The sequence below is a fragment of the Streptomyces herbicida genome (assembly GCF_032656585.1).
In the GTDB taxonomy this organism is placed as follows: Bacteria; Actinomycetota; Actinomycetes; order Streptomycetales; family Streptomycetaceae; genus Streptomyces; species Streptomyces herbicida.
In genome coordinates, this window is the sequence record NZ_JAUYWJ010000016.1 from 120,437 (window position 1) to 137,223 (window position 16,787).

The window sequence follows — 16,787 nt, forward strand, 5'->3', positions numbered from 1 at the left end:
CACCAACACCTCAACCCGCCCCGCGGCGCCCGGCCGCGGGCCGACCCCATGCCACGGGACCCACCACCGCCCAGCCCGACGGCTCAGCCCAGCTCGTCCGGCTTGCGTGCCACCGGCACCCCGTCGTCGTCCCCCGGGGCCGCCTCCGTTCCCGTTGCGTCCTGCGTCGGGATCAGGTCTGCCGTTTCGATGCCGGTCAGCGTGTCGTCGGGGTGGAGTGAGGTGTCCGGGTCCTCCCGCCTGCCCGGCCCGTCCATGGTCAGTTCCTGGCGTCCCGGTCCCGTGGAGAGTTGCTGGTCGGTGCGCAGTTGTCGGAGCCGCGCCAGGAGGTCCTGCATCGCGGGCAGGGGCAGCGTCTGGATGTAGGCCGAGATGTCGCCGCCACCGCCGATGTACTGCGGGACGTCGAAGCCGGCGAACTCGCGGACGATGCGGATCATCGCCACGTTGTCCTTGCCCAGCGCCTCCACCTCGGCCTTGAGTTCGAGGCCGGCCCGGCGGGCCTCCGCGCGCGCCCGGTAGGCGTCGATGAGGTCGTCCAGCTTGGCGTTCTCGACGGCCACGCCGAGCTTTTCGCCCCGGCCCTCCTCGATGAACTTGGCCTTGAGCGTGTCGAGCAGGGCCGGATCGGTGGGCGTGAACCGGCCGAGGCTGGTGTCGAGCGTCTCCACGCCCCACTTCTCCAGCGCATGCCGGACCCGGTCGGTGAGGTCCTTGCGGACGTGCTCGTAGCTGGCGAGGAACTCCAGCACGGAGTTCGTCATGACGATCTCGTTGAAGTACCCGGCCACCGCGGCCCCGAGGACGTCGCGCACGAACCGCTTCATCGGCGCGGGGTCGTCGACCAGTCCGCCCAGTCCGGCGGTGCTCACGCCACCGAACCGGCTGACCAGCTTCGGCGCCACGTCCGGTGGGATCTGCAGGTTCTGCCAGAGGTCCACGGACAGGTCGAAGCCCTGGACGTTGACGGTGATCCGACCGAGGTCGGCGTCGTAGTTGTCGGCCTCGGACGGCCGCTTTTCGTGCCACTTGAGGATCAGCACACGGGTGGGGATCACCATCACTCGTACGAACCACGGGTTGAGCGCGCAGGTCGTGCCCTTGCCCAGGGTCTCCTCCTGGACGCCCCGCTGTCCGCCCTTCTCCAGGAAGACCCAGGGCAGCCGGAAGCTGCTGTGCCCCGCCACCCTCGGTGCCACCGCACCGTCCAGGTCCTGGTCGGGCTCGGCGCCGTCCAGGGTGATGACCACTCCGGTGTAGTCCTCCCCGATGGAGATCTCCCGGAGATGGGCCTCGGTCAGTCCGTCGCGGGCGGCGGTCACATTGTCGACCGTGACGACGTCGAAGAGTTCCGGGTTGATGTCGTAGTACGCCCCGCCGCCGAGGATGGCCAGCTGCCTGCCCTGCTCGCCACCGCCCCCGAGGAAGGTCTCCCCGTCCTGGAAGCTGTCGCACTCCATGTGCCGGCCGAACCTCCGGTCCGGCGGCCGCACGGCACCCTCCTTCGCCTGGACCAGGCCGATCGTGCCCGGCGGCACAAAGGTGCGCGGCCTCATGTCGACGCGGAACAGCCGGGGATTGATGTAGTACGACTGACCACCGCTCAGGGTCGTGACCTGGACGCCCTGTTCGCCCTTGCGTCTGCCGTCGCCGAGCAGGAACTTCTCGCCGTCCTGGAAGTCGTCGCAGTCCACATGCCGGGCCAGCCTGCCGCGGTCGGACCGGTTGTGTCCCTCCAGGGCCGTCACCACGCCGATCATGTCCGCCGGCACATGCACCCTGGGCACGAAGTCCACCGAGTTGACCACCGGCCACATCCAGTGGGTCCCGGGCAGGAGCGTGCGGGCCAGGACTCCGCGCGCGTTGGCCGGGTTGACCTGTTTGAACGTGCGGTCCGGATGCGGGGGCACATAGCGCCGGGTGATGATCCCGACGTGGTCGGCGGGCACCACGACCCGCCCCCTCATGGCCACCACCCCGGCGACGGCCAGCAGGGCTAAGAACACCAGAACGATCACGAGTCGGTCCCCCATTCCCGTAGCCGCGCGTGCAGCGCCAGCACGGTCGAACTCCAACGGTCGTACCAGTCCGGGTCGTTCTCGTGACCCGGGTCGCGCAGCGTTGGGTAGAAGCCGGTCCGTCGGCCGGGTCCCGCCCGCCGTGCGAAGTCGCGGTAGAGCCGGGGCACGGCGTCCTCGGCCGTGTCGCGCCAGCCCAGTGCGGCTCCCAGCTCGGGGAAGCGCGGGCCGCGCGGTCCCCCGGAGGGGGTGAGCGCGAGCTGGCGCCGGAAGCCCTGCCGGCCGTGCGAGCGCCGGCCCCACAGCGCGTCGACACCGGCCAGCAGTTCCCGTGGCACGGTGGCGGCGTGCCGCGCGCTCAGCCATCCCTCGGTGAGCCGGCCGGCCGACTCCATCACCAGCCGGGTGGTGAGCAGGTCGGCGTGCTCGTACTCGTCCTCCGCGAGGTGGGCGCGCAGCCGTTCCAGACCGGCGGAGGCGGTCAGCCGGACCGGGGCCGGACCTCGGCCACCCCGCGCCCGGCGCGGTTCGGGCAGCCGCGGCGGCCGGCCCCGGTCCGCGTCCTCGTGCAGCCGGCGCAGCAGGTCGAGGTGGGCGTCACCGGGCAGCGCGCCGTCGCGGGCGTCGATGTGCCAGGCGGCGGCGAGGTGGTAGTTGACCTCTCCGTCGAGCAGGACGGGGACGAACGGGCGTCCGTGCACCTGGCCTTCCAGGATCATGCGGGTGATGTCGTCGGAGTCCTGCGACTGGGGCGTCATCACGACGACGACCGCGACGGCGTGCCGCAGCTGCTGCCGGATCGTCCAGAAGTGGGCGTCCCCGGGCCGCAGATCGCCGCTCGACCAGACCGGCAGTCCGGCCTCGCGCAGCCGGCCGGCCAGCGCACGGCCGTATTCGGCGTCGGCGCGGGCGTAGCAGACGACGAAGGACGGGCGGTCGGGTGGGGTGAGCGGCCGGGGCGGGGAGGGGTTGGTGACGTCTTCGTTGTCCCGGGCGGCCGCGGCGCCGGGCACGGCGGGGCGGCCCGCGACGACGGCGGCGAGTTCGGCGGCCTTCTCCGCGAACTCCTCGTCGGTCACGTCGCTGAAGTCCCGCCAGACGCGGTTGGCGGCGAACGGCGGTACGGCGACGTGGCCGAGCAGCACCGGGATGAAGCGCAGTCCGCGCTCGGCCGACGCGGTGGCCAGCGCCGCGTACTCGTCCATGGCGCGGCCGGAGTGCGCGGACGCCGGGCTGATCACGGCGATCCCATGGGCGGAGGCGAGCAGTTCGGCGTCCAGGCGGTGGACGACCACCTCGCTCGGCTCGATGCTCCACTCGGCGAAGAAGGGCCGCAGCCCGTGCGCGGCGAGCTCCTCGGCCAGCCGTTCGGTCCAGGCGGCGTCGTCGGGCGCATAGGAGAGGAACACATTGCTCGACCGGTCGCTCAACGGCCTGGACCTCCTGGGCACGGCCGCCTGGGGCCGTACGGCTACCGGACCGGGCCGCCGGTTGCGAGGGGGACCAGGCTAGGGCTGGAACCACCCCCTCCACCCGGGCATTGAATAAGTCGTACTAACCCAACTCTTTTACGTACGAGGCCTTACGGCGCGAGGGCGAGCCAAGGACCGCCGCGGGCCGGGCGGGCCCGACGGGCCAGAGCGGCGGCTGCGATGCCGGGGGCGTCCGCGGCGGGGTGCGGGGCAGCGGCTCGACCATCGGTGCGGCGAGTGCGCCCAGCTCCGACCTGCCCGTCTCCTCCCAGTCGCCGCTTGTCGGCCGCTGCATCTCGGCCAGCAGGGACGCGGCGCGCGGGCGTAGTTCCGGGTCCTTCGTCAGGCCGGCGGCCAGCAGCGCGCGCAGTGGACGGGGTATCGCCGCCAGCGGTACCGGCGCCGTGGTGTGCCGGGCCATCAGGCTGAACAACTGCGGTACGGGAAAGGGTGGTCCGCCGGTCAGACAGCGGTACAGGACGCATGCGGCCGCGTACACGTCGGCCTGGTGCGTCGCTTCCCCGGTGCCCCGCCACAGCTCGGGGGCGCGCAGTTCCGGGGCGCCGGTGGTGAGCGCCGCGAGTCCCAGGCCGGTCACCGTCACCGTCCCGTCGGCGCCGACCAGCACCTTGCCGGGCCGCAGGTCGCCGTGGGCCGTCCCCCGCTCGTGCGCGCCCGCCAACGCGCGCAGGACACCCCGGAAGAGCACCGCCGCCGCGGGCCCGGACAAGGCTGCGTGCCGGTCCAGCAGGCGCGCGAGGGTGACGCCCTCGACCGCGTCACTGATCAGCGCCCCGCCGACGGCAACGGCCGACCGCTCGTACGCCGTCCGGAACGCGGGGGCCGCCACGAACCGGTACGGCACGGCCGCCTCGGGGACCCGCAGCCCGGCCAGCCGCCGGACGTCCGCCAGGAACGCGGCCTCGCGCGGCCGGTGGATCAGCGGCAGCGCGGGCACGTACCGCACCACGGCCGGCCGCGCGGGCCCGTGGCCGGCGCCGGGCGCACGGGTCACGGCCGGGGACCCGGCCGACGCGCCGCCGTCGTCCCCGGATTCGTGGGCGGGCCACGCCAGTACGACGCGCCCGCACCGCCCCGTGTGCAGTTCACGCACCTCGGTCCAGCGCGGCAGTCGCCACGGCCGGGTGACCACCATCTCAGGCTCCCGCCGTGTGCCGCGGTGCGCGGACGACCCGGACCAGGCGGGCGACCTCGCGGTCGTAGTGGGGGGTGCCGGGCCGGGTGAGGTCGAGCGGCTGGTGGATGGCGGCGAGCGGGGGAAGCGGGACGGCCGCGATCCGCGCCGGTACGAACCGCAGGCCGCCCTCGTACTTGCGGTGCAGCAGGGCGGCGTACTCGTCCCGGGCGCGGGGGTCGGCCGTCGTGCCGGAGCCGAACAGCAGGACCCCCAACCCGGCCTCGGTGAGCGCCCGTTCGGTCTCCAGGAGCGAGACCAGTCCCGGCGCGACCCAGCACACCAGGAACACATCCAGATCCGCGGCGCGCAGCCGCCCGGCCAGCAGCTCCGCCGCCTCCGCGTCGCCGTCCGCGTACGACACGAAGACGTCGTACGGGCCCTGCCGCTCGGGCGGCTCGGGCGGCTCGGACGCTCCGCCGCCGCCGTCGCGGGAACGGGCACCCGCTCGCCGCTCGCGGTACTCGTGAAACCCGAAGTACGTGCCCGCCACCGTGAGTATCAGACCGGCGACCGCGATCGCCAGGTTGACCCCGTCAAGCCCCGTCATGGCCTGGAGTGTAGGGGCGATACCCGCCGAAGGGACGGGGTTTGCCCTCAGTGGACCCGGTTCAGCCAGTCGCCGCCCGCGATGCGCGTGCCGCGTGCGCGCAGGAGGGCGGCGACGTGCGGCGCGGCCACGTACACCCAGGCGCGCACGGTGGTGCCGTCGCCGCGTACGACGTCCCGGCCGACCCGTTCGTAAAGGCTGCGCGGGTCGCCGGGAACGTACTCCTCCAGCCGGTCCAGCTCGACGAGCAGTTCCGGGTACGCCTCGGGCAGCGCGGCGACGAGCTCCCCGCGGACCACTCCCCCGGGTTCCTCGACGACGTACGGATAGCCGGGGCCGTCGTACAGCACCGCGTCCGTGAGCCGTCCGGGCTCCTCGGAGCGCGTACGGCCGCGAAGGAACAGGTCGTGGTTGGGCTCGCCGGGGCGGAGGGTGCCGTAGACGAAGAACGGAAGGGTCACAGGAACGATTCTGCATCCCCTCCGACCCCACACACATCTCCTTGAAGGCGCTATGGACATGACATGTCGGGGCCCTTTAAATCGTCTGTCGACATGAGCGCCACCCCACGCCTTTGAGGCGCCTTCCCAAGGAGACCGATGAGTCGGACACGGCACATCAGAGGATCCCGTCTCGCCACGGCCGGCATAGCCGCCACCACAGCGGCCCTGCTGGCCGCCGCTCTCTCCCCCGCCGCCCACGCCGACGGCAGACCGACCCGGGCCACCGCGATCGAGAACGCGGCCTCGGCGCTCGTACAGCACGCCACGAGCCTGGGCCTCTCCTCCTCGCAGGACACCAGCGTCCGGGACGTGATCGTCGACAAGGACGGCACCCAGCACGTCCGCTACGACCGCACGTACCGCCAACTGCCGGTTCTCGGCGGTGACTTCGTGGTCCACCTGGCCCCGAACGGCGCGTTCCGCAACGCGAACCGCGCCACGAAGAGCCATATTTCCCTCTCCTCGATCACCCCGAGGCTGTCCGCCCCCAAGGCCGCCGACCTCGCGGTGAACGCGCTGCGCGCCGCGAACCTCGGCGACGGCCTGAAGCGGGTCAAGGCCAAGCCGGAGCTGGTCGTCGACGCGCTGCACGGCGCCCCGAAGCTGGCCTGGCGCACCAACGCGGTCGGCCAGGACTCCCTCGGCAATCCGGTCGCCCGCACGGTGCTCACCGACGCCCGGACCGGGGCCCAGATCGACGCCTGGGACAGCATCGAGACGGCGACGGGCGACGGCAAGTCGCTCTACAGCGGCACGGTGCCGCTGGAGACGACGCCGTCGGGATCGACGAACCAGCTCAAGGACCCCACCCGCGGCAACACGTACACCGGCGACGCCGCCAACAAGACCGACCTGTGCATCTTCGGCATCTGCTTCATCCGTGCCCCCGCGACGCTGTTCACCGACGCCGACAACCACTGGGGCACGGGGGCGAACGCCGACCGCTCCTCGGCGGCGGTGGACGCGCAGTACGGCACCAACGAGACCTGGGACTACTACAAGAACGTCCACGGCCGTAACGGCATCGCGAACGACGGCAAGGGCTCGTACAACCGCGTCCACTACGGCAACAACTACAACAACGCCTTCTGGGACGACAGTTGCTTCTGCATGACGTACGGCGACGGTGACGGCTCGGTCTTCGGCCCGTTGGTGGCGCTGGACGTCGCGGGCCACGAGATGTCGCACGGCGTGACGTCCAAGACCGCGGCGCTGACGTACTCGGGCGAGTCCGGCGGCCTGAACGAGGCCACCTCGGACATCATGGGCACCCTCGTCGAGTGGTACGCCAACAACTCCTCCGACCAGGGCGACTACCTCATCGGCGAGAAGATCGTCCGCCCCGGCTTCGGCAAGCCCGCCCTCCGCTTCATGGACCAGCCGTCCAAGGACGGCAACTCCGCGGACTACTGGAGCAGCTCGGTCGGCAACCTCGACGTCCACTACTCGTCCGGCGTCGCCAACCACTTCGCGTACCTCCTCGCGGAGGGCAGCGGCGCGAAGGTCATCAACGGCGTCAGCTACAACTCGCCCACGTACAACGGCTCGACGGTGACCGGCATCGGCCGGGACAAGCTCGGCAAGATCTGGTACCGGGCACTGACGGTCTACATGACGTCCTCCACGAACTACAAGGCCGCCCGCACGGCCACCCTGAACGCGGCCAAGGACCTCTACGGCGCGGGCAGCACGGAGTACAACGCGGTGGCGGCGGCGTGGAGCGCGGTCAACGTGAACTGACCGTGCAGCACGACAAGGCCGGTGCCCGTTCGGGCACCGGCCTTGTCGTGGGCGGTGGAGTCAGGCCGCCGGTTCCGGGTGCCGGTTCGGGGCCTCGGTCGGCTGTTCCTGCCTGCTGTCCCGCATCACCACCGTGGCCAGGATCGCCGCGGCGAGGACTCCGAGGGCGCTCAGCGTGAAGGTGGTGGACATCGAGGAGGTGAAGGCCTCGCGGGCCGAGCGGAGCAGGGCCGGGTGGGCCGCGGCGACGGCTCCGGCGATGGAGTGGCGGGCCTGGTCGGGGGCGTCCGCGGGCATCCGGTCCGTGTAGCCGCTGGAAAGCAGCGAGCCGAGGATCGCGATGCCGAGGGCGGTGCCGGCCTGCTGGACGGTGTCGCTCAGGGCCGAGCCGACGCCCGCCTTGTCCGCCGGGATGGTGGCCATCAGCGCGCCGACCGCCGCCGGCATGGCCGCGCCGGCACCGAGCCCGAGGAGCCCCAGGGCGATCGCCGGGACGGTGAGGCCGGAGCCGGCGTCGACGGTGGTGAGCAGGGCGAAGCAGGCCACCATGATCAGCATGCCGGTCAGGATCACAAAGCGGTTGCCGATCCTCGCGGCCGGCTTCACGCCCGCCGTGTTGCCGACGATCGCGGTCACGGCCGGCGGCACCGACCGACCTACTGACCGACTGAAAGTTCACCCACGCCCTGGAGATCGTGCTCGACGGCCTGGCGATGCGGCTGCCGAACTAGCCGCGAACCGGGCCGCCCCGGGGCCACGGGAGGCCCGGCGCACCCCGGTCACCCGTTCACACGCGCCGGCCGCGCCGTTCGGGTTCTCTTCCACGGCAGCCCCGCCCACGCCCATGACCTGCCGGAACGCCCTCCCGGCAGTCCGTGCGGAGCTTGTCGGGGACACCCGTTCATCCCATTTCTGACACTTTGTCAGGAAGCGGGCTCGACGGACTGCCACTTACCTCGGAAGGGCAGGGACGCGACCGACTCGGCGGCACATGGGGGTGCCGCGGGCGTGCCCCCGTGAACTCGAGGGAGCACCATGCGCCGCACCGCCCGCATGCTGACCGGTACCGCGCTCGCCGTCGCCGCGGCGGGGTTCGCCGCCGCCCCCGCCCACGGCGGCGTCCGGGTGTCCTCGGTGGCGGGCAGCCTGGAGGTGTACCCCTCCACCGTGGCGCCCGGCGGTCAGGTCACGGTGAACACGAAGGCGTGCGGCGACAAGGGGACGGCGGCGGGTGACGCGAGCGCGGTGGGCGCGGGCTCGTTCATGCTGGCGCCCAGCACGCACGAGGGCGATGCGATCGGCCAGTTCCGGGTGCCGCCGAGCGCCCAGCCGGGGACGTACGAGATCGTCGCGCGGTGCGCCGTGGGCGGCCGGCAGGTGGCGGGCGACCTCATGGTGGCGCTGAGCACGGCGCGCGAAGGGGCGCAGCCTCGCGGAAGTGTGAAGACGGGGGTCGGCGGCGCGTTGGGCCCCGACCCCGTGCAGACCGCGGCGGGCGTGGCGGCTCTGGCCGTCGCCGCTGCGGGCGGTACCTGGCTCCTGCATCGCCGGGCGAGAGGCGACGGGATCTGACGGACACCCTCCGCTGTCCGTCCGCCGGTACCGCAAGTCCCGCCCCCTCCGGGTCCGACGCCCCTCGCGGCCCGGAGGGGGAGGGGGTCAGTCCGGGAGAGGGGTTCGCATGCGCAGGATCGGCGACACCGCCATAGCCGCCGTCACCGTGGTCGCCCTCGGCTCCGGTGTGTTCCTGCTGGGAGGCGGCGCCGGTACGCACGCCCCGCCCCAGCCGTCCGTCGCGGAAGGCCGCCCGGACCCGGTCGAGGAGCGGCTCGCGTCCGCGGCGCTGCCGCCCTCCCCGCCCACCCGCATCCGCATCCCCGCCATCCACGTGAACGCACCGCTGATGGGTCTCGCCCTGACGAAGTCCGGCAGCCTCGACGTCCCGCCCGCCGACCAGAAGAACCTGGCCGGCTGGTACGAGGCCGGCACCACCCCCGGCGAGACCGGCACCGCGATCGTCGCGGGGCACGTCGACAACACCGAAGGACCCGCCGTCTTCTACGACCTCGGCGCCCTCAAGCGGGGCGCCACCGTCGAGGTGGACCGGCGCGACGGCGGTGTCGCGGTGTTCACGGTGGACGCGGTCGAGGTCTACCAGGCGCGGAACTTCCCCGACGAGAAGGTGTACGGCGCGGCCGAGCGCCCCGAGCTACGGGTGATCACCTGCGGCGGCACCTACTCGAAGGCCACCGGCTACCAGGCGAACGTGGTCGTGTTCGCGCACCTCACCGGGAGCCGCTGAACCGCCGCGCCACTGAGCCGGTGAGGCGCTGACCCGCTGAGTCATCGGCCCGGGCCGCCCGCACCCGTCGTACACGATGGTGCCCACACGCAAGCCGGGGGTTCGGTCGCCCCCACCTCACAGCCCGCACCGGCCCGCCCCCAGTACCCTCACACCCCCTCCCCGATCCCGCTGAGGGCAGCGTTCCTCGCGGGAAACAACGGTGATGCTGCCGGGTAACGTCGGCACCGCACGCTGCGTTGCATGACCTCGAATACGCGTGTGGTGGTGATCGGCGCCGGCCTCGCGGGCGTCCGTCTCGCCCGCCGGCTCGGTGAGCTCGGCACGCCCGCGCTGCTCGTCGGCGAGGAGGAGCACCGCCCGTACAACCGGGTCCTGCTCGCCGAGGTGCTGGCCGGCCGGTACAGCCCGGAGGTGATCGCCCTCCCGGCACCCGCGGAGCTGACCCGCGCCCGGGTCACCGGCATCGACCGGGCCCGGCGGACCGTCGAGTGCGCGGACGGCTCGGTGATCGCATACGACCGGCTGGTGCTGGCCACCGGCTCCAACCCGGTGCTCCCGCCGCTGCGCGGTCTGTTCCGCGCGGGCGGGCACGAACTCCCCGAGGGCGTGCACGCGTTCCGCACCATGGACGACTGTCTGGGGCTGTCCAAGGCGGTGCGGCCGGGCGTGCGGACGGTCGTCATCGGCGGCGGGCTGCTCGGTGTTTCCGCGGCCCGCGCGCTCGCCGTGCGGGGCGCCCAGGTGGTCCTCGCGCAGCAGGCCGAGCGGCTCATGGAGCGCCAGCTCGACCCGAACGCCTCGAAACTCGTGCTGCGGCACCTGAAGGACCTCGGCGTCGAGGTGCACACCGAGTGCCGGGTGCGGGACGTGCGCTGTGTCGGCGGCGCGGTCCGCTCGGTGGAGATGGCCGACGGTTACGCCCTGGACGCCGACCTGGTGGTCCTCGCCTGCGGCATCCACCCGCGCGCCGGCCTTGCCCAGGACGCGGGACTCGCCGTCCACAAGGGCATCGTCGTCGACGACGAACTGCGTACGTCCGACCCGTACATCCACGCCATCGGCGACTGCGCCCAGCACGCGGGCACGGTCTACGGCCTGGCCGCTCCTGCGCTCGAACAGGCCGACGTGCTGGCCGAGTTGCTGGGCGGGAGGGCCGACTCCCGCTACACCGGCACCCGTTCCCTGACCCGGCTCACCCTGACCGGGCCGCACTCCCCCTTCGACCTCGCCGCGTTCGGCGAGACCGAGCCGCGCCCCGGCGACGACGTCGTCCAGCTCGCGGACGCCACCCGGGGGACGTACCGCAAGGTCGTCGTCCGCGACGACCGCCTGGTCGGCGGGGTCCTCGTCGGCGAACTCGGCACCGTCGGCGCGCTCGCCCGCGCCTGGGAGGGAGCAGAGCCGCTCCCGTCCGACGGCGGCCCCCTGCTCCACCTGCTCACCAACGATGGAGGCTCCTGATGTCCACGACCGCACTCGGTGGGGACCGGCCCCGCCCCACGATCGTGCTCGTCGGCCATGGCATGGTCGGCCAGCGCTTCCTCGAAGCGCTCGCCGAGCGCGGCCTGACCGCCACGCACCGCGTGGTCGTGCTGTGCGAGGAGCCGCGTCCGGCGTACGACCGTGTGCAGCTCACCTCGTACTTCTCGGGCAAGACCGCCGACGAACTGTCCATGACCGACATGGAGTTCATCAAGGACCACGGCATCGAGCTGCATGTGGGCGACCCCGCGGAGACGATCGACCGTGAGGCGCGCAGGGTGACCGCACGCTCCGGTCTGGTCGTCGAGTACGACACCCTCGTCCTGGCCACCGGCTCCTACCCCTTCGTGCCGCCGGTCCCGGGCAAGGACGCCGAGGGCTGCTTCGTCTACCGGACCATCGAGGACCTGCTCGCGATCGAGGAGTACGCCAGGTCGCGGGCGAAGACGGGTGCGGTGGTCGGCGGCGGCCTGCTCGGTCTGGAGGCCGCGGGCGCGCTGAAGGGCCTCGGGCTGACCAGCCACATCGTGGAGTTCGCGCCACGCCTGATGCCGGTGCAGGTGGACGAGGGCGGTGGCGCGGCGCTGCTGCGCACGATCGAGGACATGGGCCTGGCCGTGCACACCGGCGTGGGCACGCAGGAGGTCACCGTCGGCCCGGACGGGGCCGTCGTCGGCATGAAGCTGTCGGACGGCTCCGAACTCGCCACCGACATGGTGGTGTTCAGCGCCGGCGTGCGCCCCCGCGACCAGCTGGCCCGGGACTGCGGCCTCGCGGTCGGCGAGCGCGGCGGCATCACGGTCGACGAGCAGTGCCGTACGGTCACCGACCCGCATGTGTTCGCGATCGGCGAGTGCGCGCTGGCGGCGGACGGCCGGGTGTACGGCCTGGTGGCGCCCGGTTACGAGCAGGCGGAGACGGCCGCGGCGACCATCGCGAAGGACGAGGCGGCGTTCACGGGCGCGGACCTGTCCACCAAGCTCAAGCTTCTCGGTGTCGACGTGGCGTCGTTCGGCGACGCGCACGGCACGGCCGAGGACTGCCTCGATGTCGTCTACTCCGACTCCCGCGCGGGCCTGTACAAGAAGCTGGTCATCGGCCGGGACGGCACGCTGCTCGGCGGCATCCTGGTCGGTGACGCGGAGGCGTACGGCACACTGCGCGCCTTCACCGGCTCGGTTCCGCCGGTCTCGCCGGAGTCGCTGGTGCTGCCCGCCGGCGCGGGCGGCCCGGCGCAGCTCGGCCCCTCCGCCCTCCCCGACGAGGCGATCATCTGCTCCTGCCACAACGTGTCGAAGGGCACGATCCGCGGCGCGGTGACGGAGCACTCCTGCACCACCGTGCCCGAGGTCAAGAAGTGCACCAAGGCCGGTACGGGCTGCGGCAGTTGCGTGAAGGTGCTGGGCCAGCTGGTCACCGCCGAGCTGGAGGCGAGCGGCGTCGAGGTCGACAAGGGCCTGTGCGGCTGCTTCTCCCAGACCCGCGAGGAGCTGTACGAGATCGTCCTCGCGCTGCGCATCAACACCTACCGGGACCTCATCGACCGCTACGGCCGTGAGGGTGCCCGGGGTGGCGACGGCTGCGAGGTCTGCAAGCCGGCGGTGGCGTCGATCATCGCGTCCCTCGCCCCGACGATCGGCGCGAGCGGCTACGTCCTGGACGGCGAGCAGGCGGCCCTGCAGGACAGCAACGACCACTTCCTGGCCAACCTCCAGAAGAACGGCTCGTATTCGGTCGTCCCGCGCATCCCCGGCGGTGAGATCACCCCGGAGGGGCTCATCGTGATCGGGGAGATCGCCCGTGACTTCGGCCTCTACACGAAGATCACGGGCGGTCAGCGGATCGACATGTTCGGCGCGCGCGTCGAGCAACTCCCGCTGATCTGGACGAGGTTGGTGGACGCGGGCTTCGAGTCCGGGCACGCGTACGGCAAGGCGCTGCGCACGGTGAAGTCCTGCGTCGGCCAGACCTGGTGCCGCTACGGCGTCCAGGACTCCGTGCGCATGGCGATCGACCTGGAGCTGCGCTACCGGGGCCTGCGGTCCCCGCACAAGCTCAAGTCGGCGGTCTCCGGCTGCGCCCGCGAGTGCGCGGAGGCCCAGTCGAAGGACTTCGGCGTCATCGCCACCTCCAACGGCTGGAACCTGTACGTCGGCGGCAACGGCGGCGCCACCCCGCGCCACGCGGACCTGCTGGCCCAGGATCTGTCCGACGCCGAACTGATCCGCCTGATCGACCGTTTCCTGATGTTCTACATCCGCACCGCGGACCGTCTGGAGCGCACCTCGACCTGGCTGGAGCGGATCCCGGGCGGCCTGGACCACGTGCGCGACGTGGTCGTGGAGGACTCCCTCGGCATCTGCGAGGAGCTGGAGTCCCTGATGGCGGACCACGTGGCGCACTACGCCGACGAGTGGGCGACCACCATCAACGACCCCGAGAAGCTCGCCCGGTTCGTGTCCTTCGTGAACGCGCCCGACACCCCCGACCCGGTCGTCGGCTTCGTCCCCGAGCGGGACCAGATGAAGCCCGACCTCCCGCTGCTGACCATCGGCCACCGTCCCCTGGAAGGAAGCGCCCAGCGATGACCCTGGCACCCGAGACGACCGCCCTGAAGATCCGGCTGCGGCTGGACGAGGACTGGTTGACCATCTGTGATCTGACCGCGCTGACGCCGGGCCGCGGGGTTGCGGCACTGCTGCCCGACGGGCGCCAGGCCGCGATCTTCCTGGACCGCGAGGGCCGGGTGTACGCGATCGACAACCGCGATCCGTTCGGCGGCGCGGCAGTCCTCTCCCGCGGCCTGACCGGCACCCACCAGGGCCGCCCGTTCGTCGCCTCACCGCTGCTCAAGCAGCGCTTCGACCTGACCTCCGGGCAGTGCCTGGACGACGAGGCGGTACGGGTGGCCACATACGAGGTGCGCGCCGCCTGACGCAGGAAGGCCGCCGCCGTCCTGGTGCTGGACAGCGGCGGCACGGCCGCCTCGCGACGGCGCTCACCCCTTGAGGAGGTCGTAGGGCACGCCCGTCAGCTGCACCGAGGCGTCCCAGAGCCGCAGTCCCGCTTCGTCGTTGCGTGTCCACGGCGCCCGCCAGGACGGTTCCGGGGCGCCGCGCCACATCGCGAACGCGGGGCCGAAGAAGGAGTCGGGGCGGACGTCCGGGGCGGTGGCCGCGTACAGGGCGGGCAGGGCGCCCGTCTCCGCCGGCTGGGCGAAGAGGCGGTTGGCGAGCTCCATGAGGCGTTCGGCGCCGCGGCGTCCCTCTGCCCGGGGGCCGGCGGTCTGGAGGTTGGTGGCGGCGTAGCCGGGATGGGCGGCGGCCGCGATCACGTCCGCACCGGTCGCCGCCAGTCTGCGCGCCAGCTCGTGGGTGAAGAGCAGGTTGGCGGACTTGGAGCGGGCGTAGGCGATCCAGCGGCGGTACCGGCGCTCGCTGTTGGGATCACGGAGGTCGATGTTGGCGAGCGCGTGCATCGTGCTCGACACGGTCACCACGCGGGCGCCGGGCGCGGCGAGCAGCGCGGGCATCAGCAGTCCGGTGAGGGCGAAGTGCCCGAGGTGATTGACCCCGAACTGGGTCTCGAAGCCGTCCGCGGTCGTCCCGTACGGCGGCGCCATCACCCCGGCGTTGTTGACGAGGAGATCGAGACGGTCGTACGACAGCCCGTCCGCGAAGTCCCGCACCGACGCCAGGTCCCCGAGGTCCAGCCGCCCGAAGCCGGCCGCGGCGCCGGGCACCTCGTTCAGGACCCGGTCCACCGCCGCCCTCCCCCGCGCCTCGCTCCGGCACGCGAGCACCACCCGGGCGCCCTTTCGGGCGAGCTCCCGCGCGGTGACGTACCCGAGCCCGCTGTTGGCACCGGTGACCACGGCGGTGCGGCCGGTGAGGTCGGGGATGTCGTGCGCGTTCCAGCCTGTCATGAGGGTCCTCCTCGACCGCTCGGCACCGGCTCGCCCCTGGCTGTACGGCTTCAGCCTAGGGGCGGCCACGGCTCGGTCGCACTCGGCGCGGGCCGTGTGTCCAGGACGGAAGTCCGCAGTCTTGCCGCGGCTTTCAACAGCACGGCCGCCCGCCTCGAACACCTGCTGGCGTCCCAGCGTGCCTTCGCCGGCGAGGCCTCGCACCAGCTGAAGACCCCGCTCGCGGCCCTGCGCCTCAGGCTGGAGAGCCTGGAGCCCGACATCACCCGGCATGCCCGGCCCAGCCTCGCCGCCGCCGTCACCGAGACCGACCGGATGGCCAGGTTGGTCGAGGGCCTGCTGGCCATGGCCCGCCTGGAGGAGGACGCGGCCGTCCCCGTCCCGGTCGACGTGGGCGCGGTCTGCGCGGAGCGGCACCGGACCTGGGCGCCGCTCTTCGCGCGCGAGGACGTCTCGCTCGTCCTCTTCGCCGGCAGTGTGGGCCCGGTGCTCGCGGTACCCGGGGCCGTCGAGCAGATCCTGGACAACCTCCTGTCCAATGCCTTGCGTGTCTCTCCCCCCGGCAGCACGGTCACCATGGAGCTACGGCTCCACACCCCCGCGCACCGTCCCTTCCGCGACAGCCGCCCGTGCTGGGTCGACCTGCACGTCACCGACGAGGGTCCGGGCATGACGGCGGAACAGCGGGCCCGCGCCTTCGACCGCTTCTGGCGCGCGCCGGGTGCCCCCAAGGGCGGTACGGGCCTGGGGCTCTCGCTGGCCCAACGGCCGGCCCACGCCGACGGCGGAGAGGTGAGTCTGCGTCCGGCGGCCACGGGAGGCCTCGACGCCGTGGTCCGCATGCCGTCCGCGGAACAGCCGCCGGAGGGCGATCCCGCATCCGAGACGGACCCCGTGCCAGCTGACCACGCGCTACAACTTTTCCCGTCGAAGGTGCATCCAACATAGCGACCTGCATCTACCCATTCGCCCGATGGAGGCGGATGCGCCATGTTTCTGCATCTGCGTACTCGATTTCTCTCCCGGCGCGGCCTGACGGCCGCCCTGACCGCCGCCGCGGCGGCGCTCGCGACCGCGGGCGTCGCAGGGAACGCGACGGCAACGACCACCGCAACGACCACGGCTCAGGCGTCGGCTCGGACGTCGGCCGGTCCGCGCACCTGTGCCGTGAAGGAGCTGTACCTCTCCATGGGCCGCGGGGAAGGCGCGGCCGGCTCGCTCTACCAGCCCATCCGGTTCACCAACACCAGTACGAGCAAGTGCGCCCTGCGCGGCTACCCGGGCGTCAGCGTCCTCGACACCGCGCACCGGCAGATCGGCCCGGCCGCCGGCCGTTCCGGCTCGTCCTACGGCACGGTCACGCTCGGCCCTGGGCACTCCGCGTCGGCAATCGTCCGCACCAGCAACGGTCCCATCGGCGGGCCCTGCCTGCGCACCGGCACCTATCTGCGGATCTACCCGCCGGGCTCGTACGGCGCCACCCTCGTCCCCGCGCACTGGACCACGTGCTCCCACCTCTTCCAAGTCGGCCCGATCAACACGGAGGGCACCTTCTGACCCACCGAACACACCGAGCACGCCGAAGGGGCGGCACCCC

General features: G+C 72.5%; 14 protein-coding genes and 1 pseudogene. 8 read left to right on the top strand and 7 right to left on the bottom strand.

Going from position 1 to position 16,787, the window contains the following annotated elements; translation table 11 throughout:
* Nucleotides 1-83 precede the first annotated feature (83 nt).
* The 5 genes from Q8A52_RS31045 to Q8A52_RS31065 all read right to left on the bottom strand — a co-directional run bounded on the left by Q8A52_RS31045 (nucleotide 84) and on the right by Q8A52_RS31065 (nucleotide 5,696).
* Complete coding sequence (locus Q8A52_RS31045) at nucleotides 84-2,018, bottom strand: SPFH domain-containing protein (RefSeq protein WP_316757442.1); 1,935 nt, start codon at nucleotides 2,016-2,018, stop codon at nucleotides 84-86.
* On the bottom strand, nucleotides 2,015-3,448 hold the full coding sequence (locus tag Q8A52_RS31050; protein ID WP_316757444.1) for a TIR domain-containing protein: 1,434 nt from the start codon (nucleotides 3,446-3,448) through the stop codon (nucleotides 2,015-2,017). Before Q8A52_RS31050 ends, Q8A52_RS31045 begins: the two co-directional genes overlap by 4 nt.
* Before the next feature lie 124 nt (nucleotides 3,449-3,572).
* Nucleotides 3,573-4,646 carry a protein kinase domain-containing protein gene (locus Q8A52_RS31055; protein ID WP_316757447.1) on the bottom strand — a complete coding sequence of 358 codons (1,074 nt, stop codon included), beginning with the start codon at nucleotides 4,644-4,646 and terminating at the stop codon, nucleotides 3,573-3,575.
* Nucleotide 4,647: 1 nt separating this feature from the next.
* A complete protein-coding gene (locus Q8A52_RS31060; protein WP_316757449.1) occupies nucleotides 4,648-5,235 on the bottom strand; it encodes a toll/interleukin-1 receptor domain-containing protein in 588 nt (195 codons plus the stop codon).
* Nucleotides 5,236-5,282: 47 nt separating this feature from the next.
* A complete protein-coding gene (locus Q8A52_RS31065) occupies nucleotides 5,283-5,696 on the bottom strand; it encodes a gamma-glutamylcyclotransferase family protein (RefSeq protein WP_316757450.1) in 414 nt (137 codons plus the stop codon).
* Nucleotides 5,697-5,834: 138 nt separating this feature from the next.
* On the opposite strand from Q8A52_RS31065, the gene Q8A52_RS31070 reads away from it, so the two are divergent.
* Complete coding sequence (locus Q8A52_RS31070) at nucleotides 5,835-7,478, top strand: M4 family metallopeptidase (RefSeq protein WP_316757452.1); 1,644 nt, start codon at nucleotides 5,835-5,837, stop codon at nucleotides 7,476-7,478.
* Nucleotides 7,479-7,538: 60 nt separating this feature from the next.
* Here Q8A52_RS31070 and Q8A52_RS31075 read toward each other — a convergent pair whose 3' ends face one another.
* Nucleotides 7,539-8,114: an MFS transporter gene (locus Q8A52_RS31075; RefSeq protein ID WP_408649280.1), complete on the bottom strand. Its 576-nt coding sequence runs from the start codon at nucleotides 8,112-8,114 to the stop codon at nucleotides 7,539-7,541.
* Nucleotides 8,115-8,513: 399 nt separating this feature from the next.
* Between Q8A52_RS31075 and Q8A52_RS31080 the strand changes: the two genes are divergently transcribed.
* The 5 genes from Q8A52_RS31080 to nirD all read left to right on the top strand — a co-directional run bounded on the left by Q8A52_RS31080 (nucleotide 8,514) and on the right by nirD (nucleotide 14,200).
* On the top strand, nucleotides 8,514-9,050 hold the full coding sequence (locus tag Q8A52_RS31080) for a hypothetical protein (RefSeq protein WP_316757454.1): 537 nt from the start codon (nucleotides 8,514-8,516) through the stop codon (nucleotides 9,048-9,050).
* A gap of 109 nt (nucleotides 9,051-9,159) precedes the next feature.
* Nucleotides 9,160-9,780 carry a class F sortase gene (locus Q8A52_RS31085; protein ID WP_316757456.1) on the top strand — a complete coding sequence of 207 codons (621 nt, stop codon included), beginning with the start codon at nucleotides 9,160-9,162 and terminating at the stop codon, nucleotides 9,778-9,780.
* 243 nt (nucleotides 9,781-10,023) lie between these two features.
* Nucleotides 10,024-11,244, top strand: a complete 1,221-nt coding sequence (locus tag Q8A52_RS31090; RefSeq protein WP_316757458.1) for an NAD(P)/FAD-dependent oxidoreductase — start codon at nucleotides 10,024-10,026, stop codon at nucleotides 11,242-11,244.
* Nucleotides 11,244-13,853, top strand: coding sequence for a nitrite reductase large subunit NirB (gene nirB / locus Q8A52_RS31095; protein ID WP_316757460.1), 2,610 nt, complete (start codon nucleotides 11,244-11,246; stop codon nucleotides 13,851-13,853). Before Q8A52_RS31090 ends, nirB begins: the two co-directional genes overlap by 1 nt.
* Complete coding sequence (nirD, locus tag Q8A52_RS31100) at nucleotides 13,850-14,200, top strand: nitrite reductase small subunit NirD (RefSeq protein WP_316757462.1); 351 nt, start codon at nucleotides 13,850-13,852, stop codon at nucleotides 14,198-14,200. Before nirB ends, nirD begins: the two co-directional genes overlap by 4 nt.
* A gap of 63 nt (nucleotides 14,201-14,263) precedes the next feature.
* On the opposite strand, the gene Q8A52_RS31105 is transcribed toward nirD, so the two are convergent.
* Nucleotides 14,264-15,190 carry an oxidoreductase gene (locus Q8A52_RS31105; protein WP_316757465.1) on the bottom strand — a complete coding sequence of 309 codons (927 nt, stop codon included), beginning with the start codon at nucleotides 15,188-15,190 and terminating at the stop codon, nucleotides 14,264-14,266.
* Between the two features lie 108 nt (nucleotides 15,191-15,298).
* Here Q8A52_RS31105 and Q8A52_RS31110 point away from each other — a divergent pair.
* Together Q8A52_RS31110 and Q8A52_RS31115 are read left to right on the top strand one after the other, a co-directional pair.
* Nucleotides 15,299-16,138, top strand: a pseudogene (locus tag Q8A52_RS31110) (sensor histidine kinase); the annotation flags it as partial.
* A 42-nt stretch (nucleotides 16,139-16,180) separates the two neighbouring features.
* A complete protein-coding gene (locus Q8A52_RS31115; RefSeq protein WP_316757467.1) occupies nucleotides 16,181-16,747 on the top strand; it encodes a DUF4232 domain-containing protein in 567 nt (188 codons plus the stop codon).
* Nucleotides 16,748-16,787 lie beyond the last annotated feature (40 nt).

Bases quoted from the DNA above. Each gene is read 5' to 3' on its own strand.
- Q8A52_RS31055 (WP_316757447.1), bottom strand. From the start codon at position 4,646: ATGGTGGTCACCCGGCCGTGGCGACTGCCGCGCTGGACCGAGGTGCGT.
- Q8A52_RS31060 (WP_316757449.1), bottom strand. From the start codon at position 5,235: ATGACGGGGCTTGACGGGGTCAACCTGGCGATCGCGGTCGCCGGTCTG.
- Q8A52_RS31070 (WP_316757452.1), top strand. From the start codon at position 5,835: ATGAGTCGGACACGGCACATCAGAGGATCCCGTCTCGCCACGGCCGGC.
- Q8A52_RS31080 (WP_316757454.1), top strand. From the start codon at position 8,514: ATGCGCCGCACCGCCCGCATGCTGACCGGTACCGCGCTCGCCGTCGCC.
- Q8A52_RS31085 (WP_316757456.1), top strand. From the start codon at position 9,160: ATGCGCAGGATCGGCGACACCGCCATAGCCGCCGTCACCGTGGTCGCC.
- Q8A52_RS31090 (WP_316757458.1), top strand. From the start codon at position 10,024: ATGACCTCGAATACGCGTGTGGTGGTGATCGGCGCCGGCCTCGCGGGC.
- nirB (WP_316757460.1), top strand. From the start codon at position 11,244: ATGTCCACGACCGCACTCGGTGGGGACCGGCCCCGCCCCACGATCGTG.
- nirD (WP_316757462.1), top strand. From the start codon at position 13,850: ATGACCCTGGCACCCGAGACGACCGCCCTGAAGATCCGGCTGCGGCTG.
- Q8A52_RS31105 (WP_316757465.1), bottom strand. From the start codon at position 15,190: ATGACAGGCTGGAACGCGCACGACATCCCCGACCTCACCGGCCGCACC.
- Q8A52_RS31115 (WP_316757467.1), top strand. From the start codon at position 16,181: ATGTTTCTGCATCTGCGTACTCGATTTCTCTCCCGGCGCGGCCTGACG.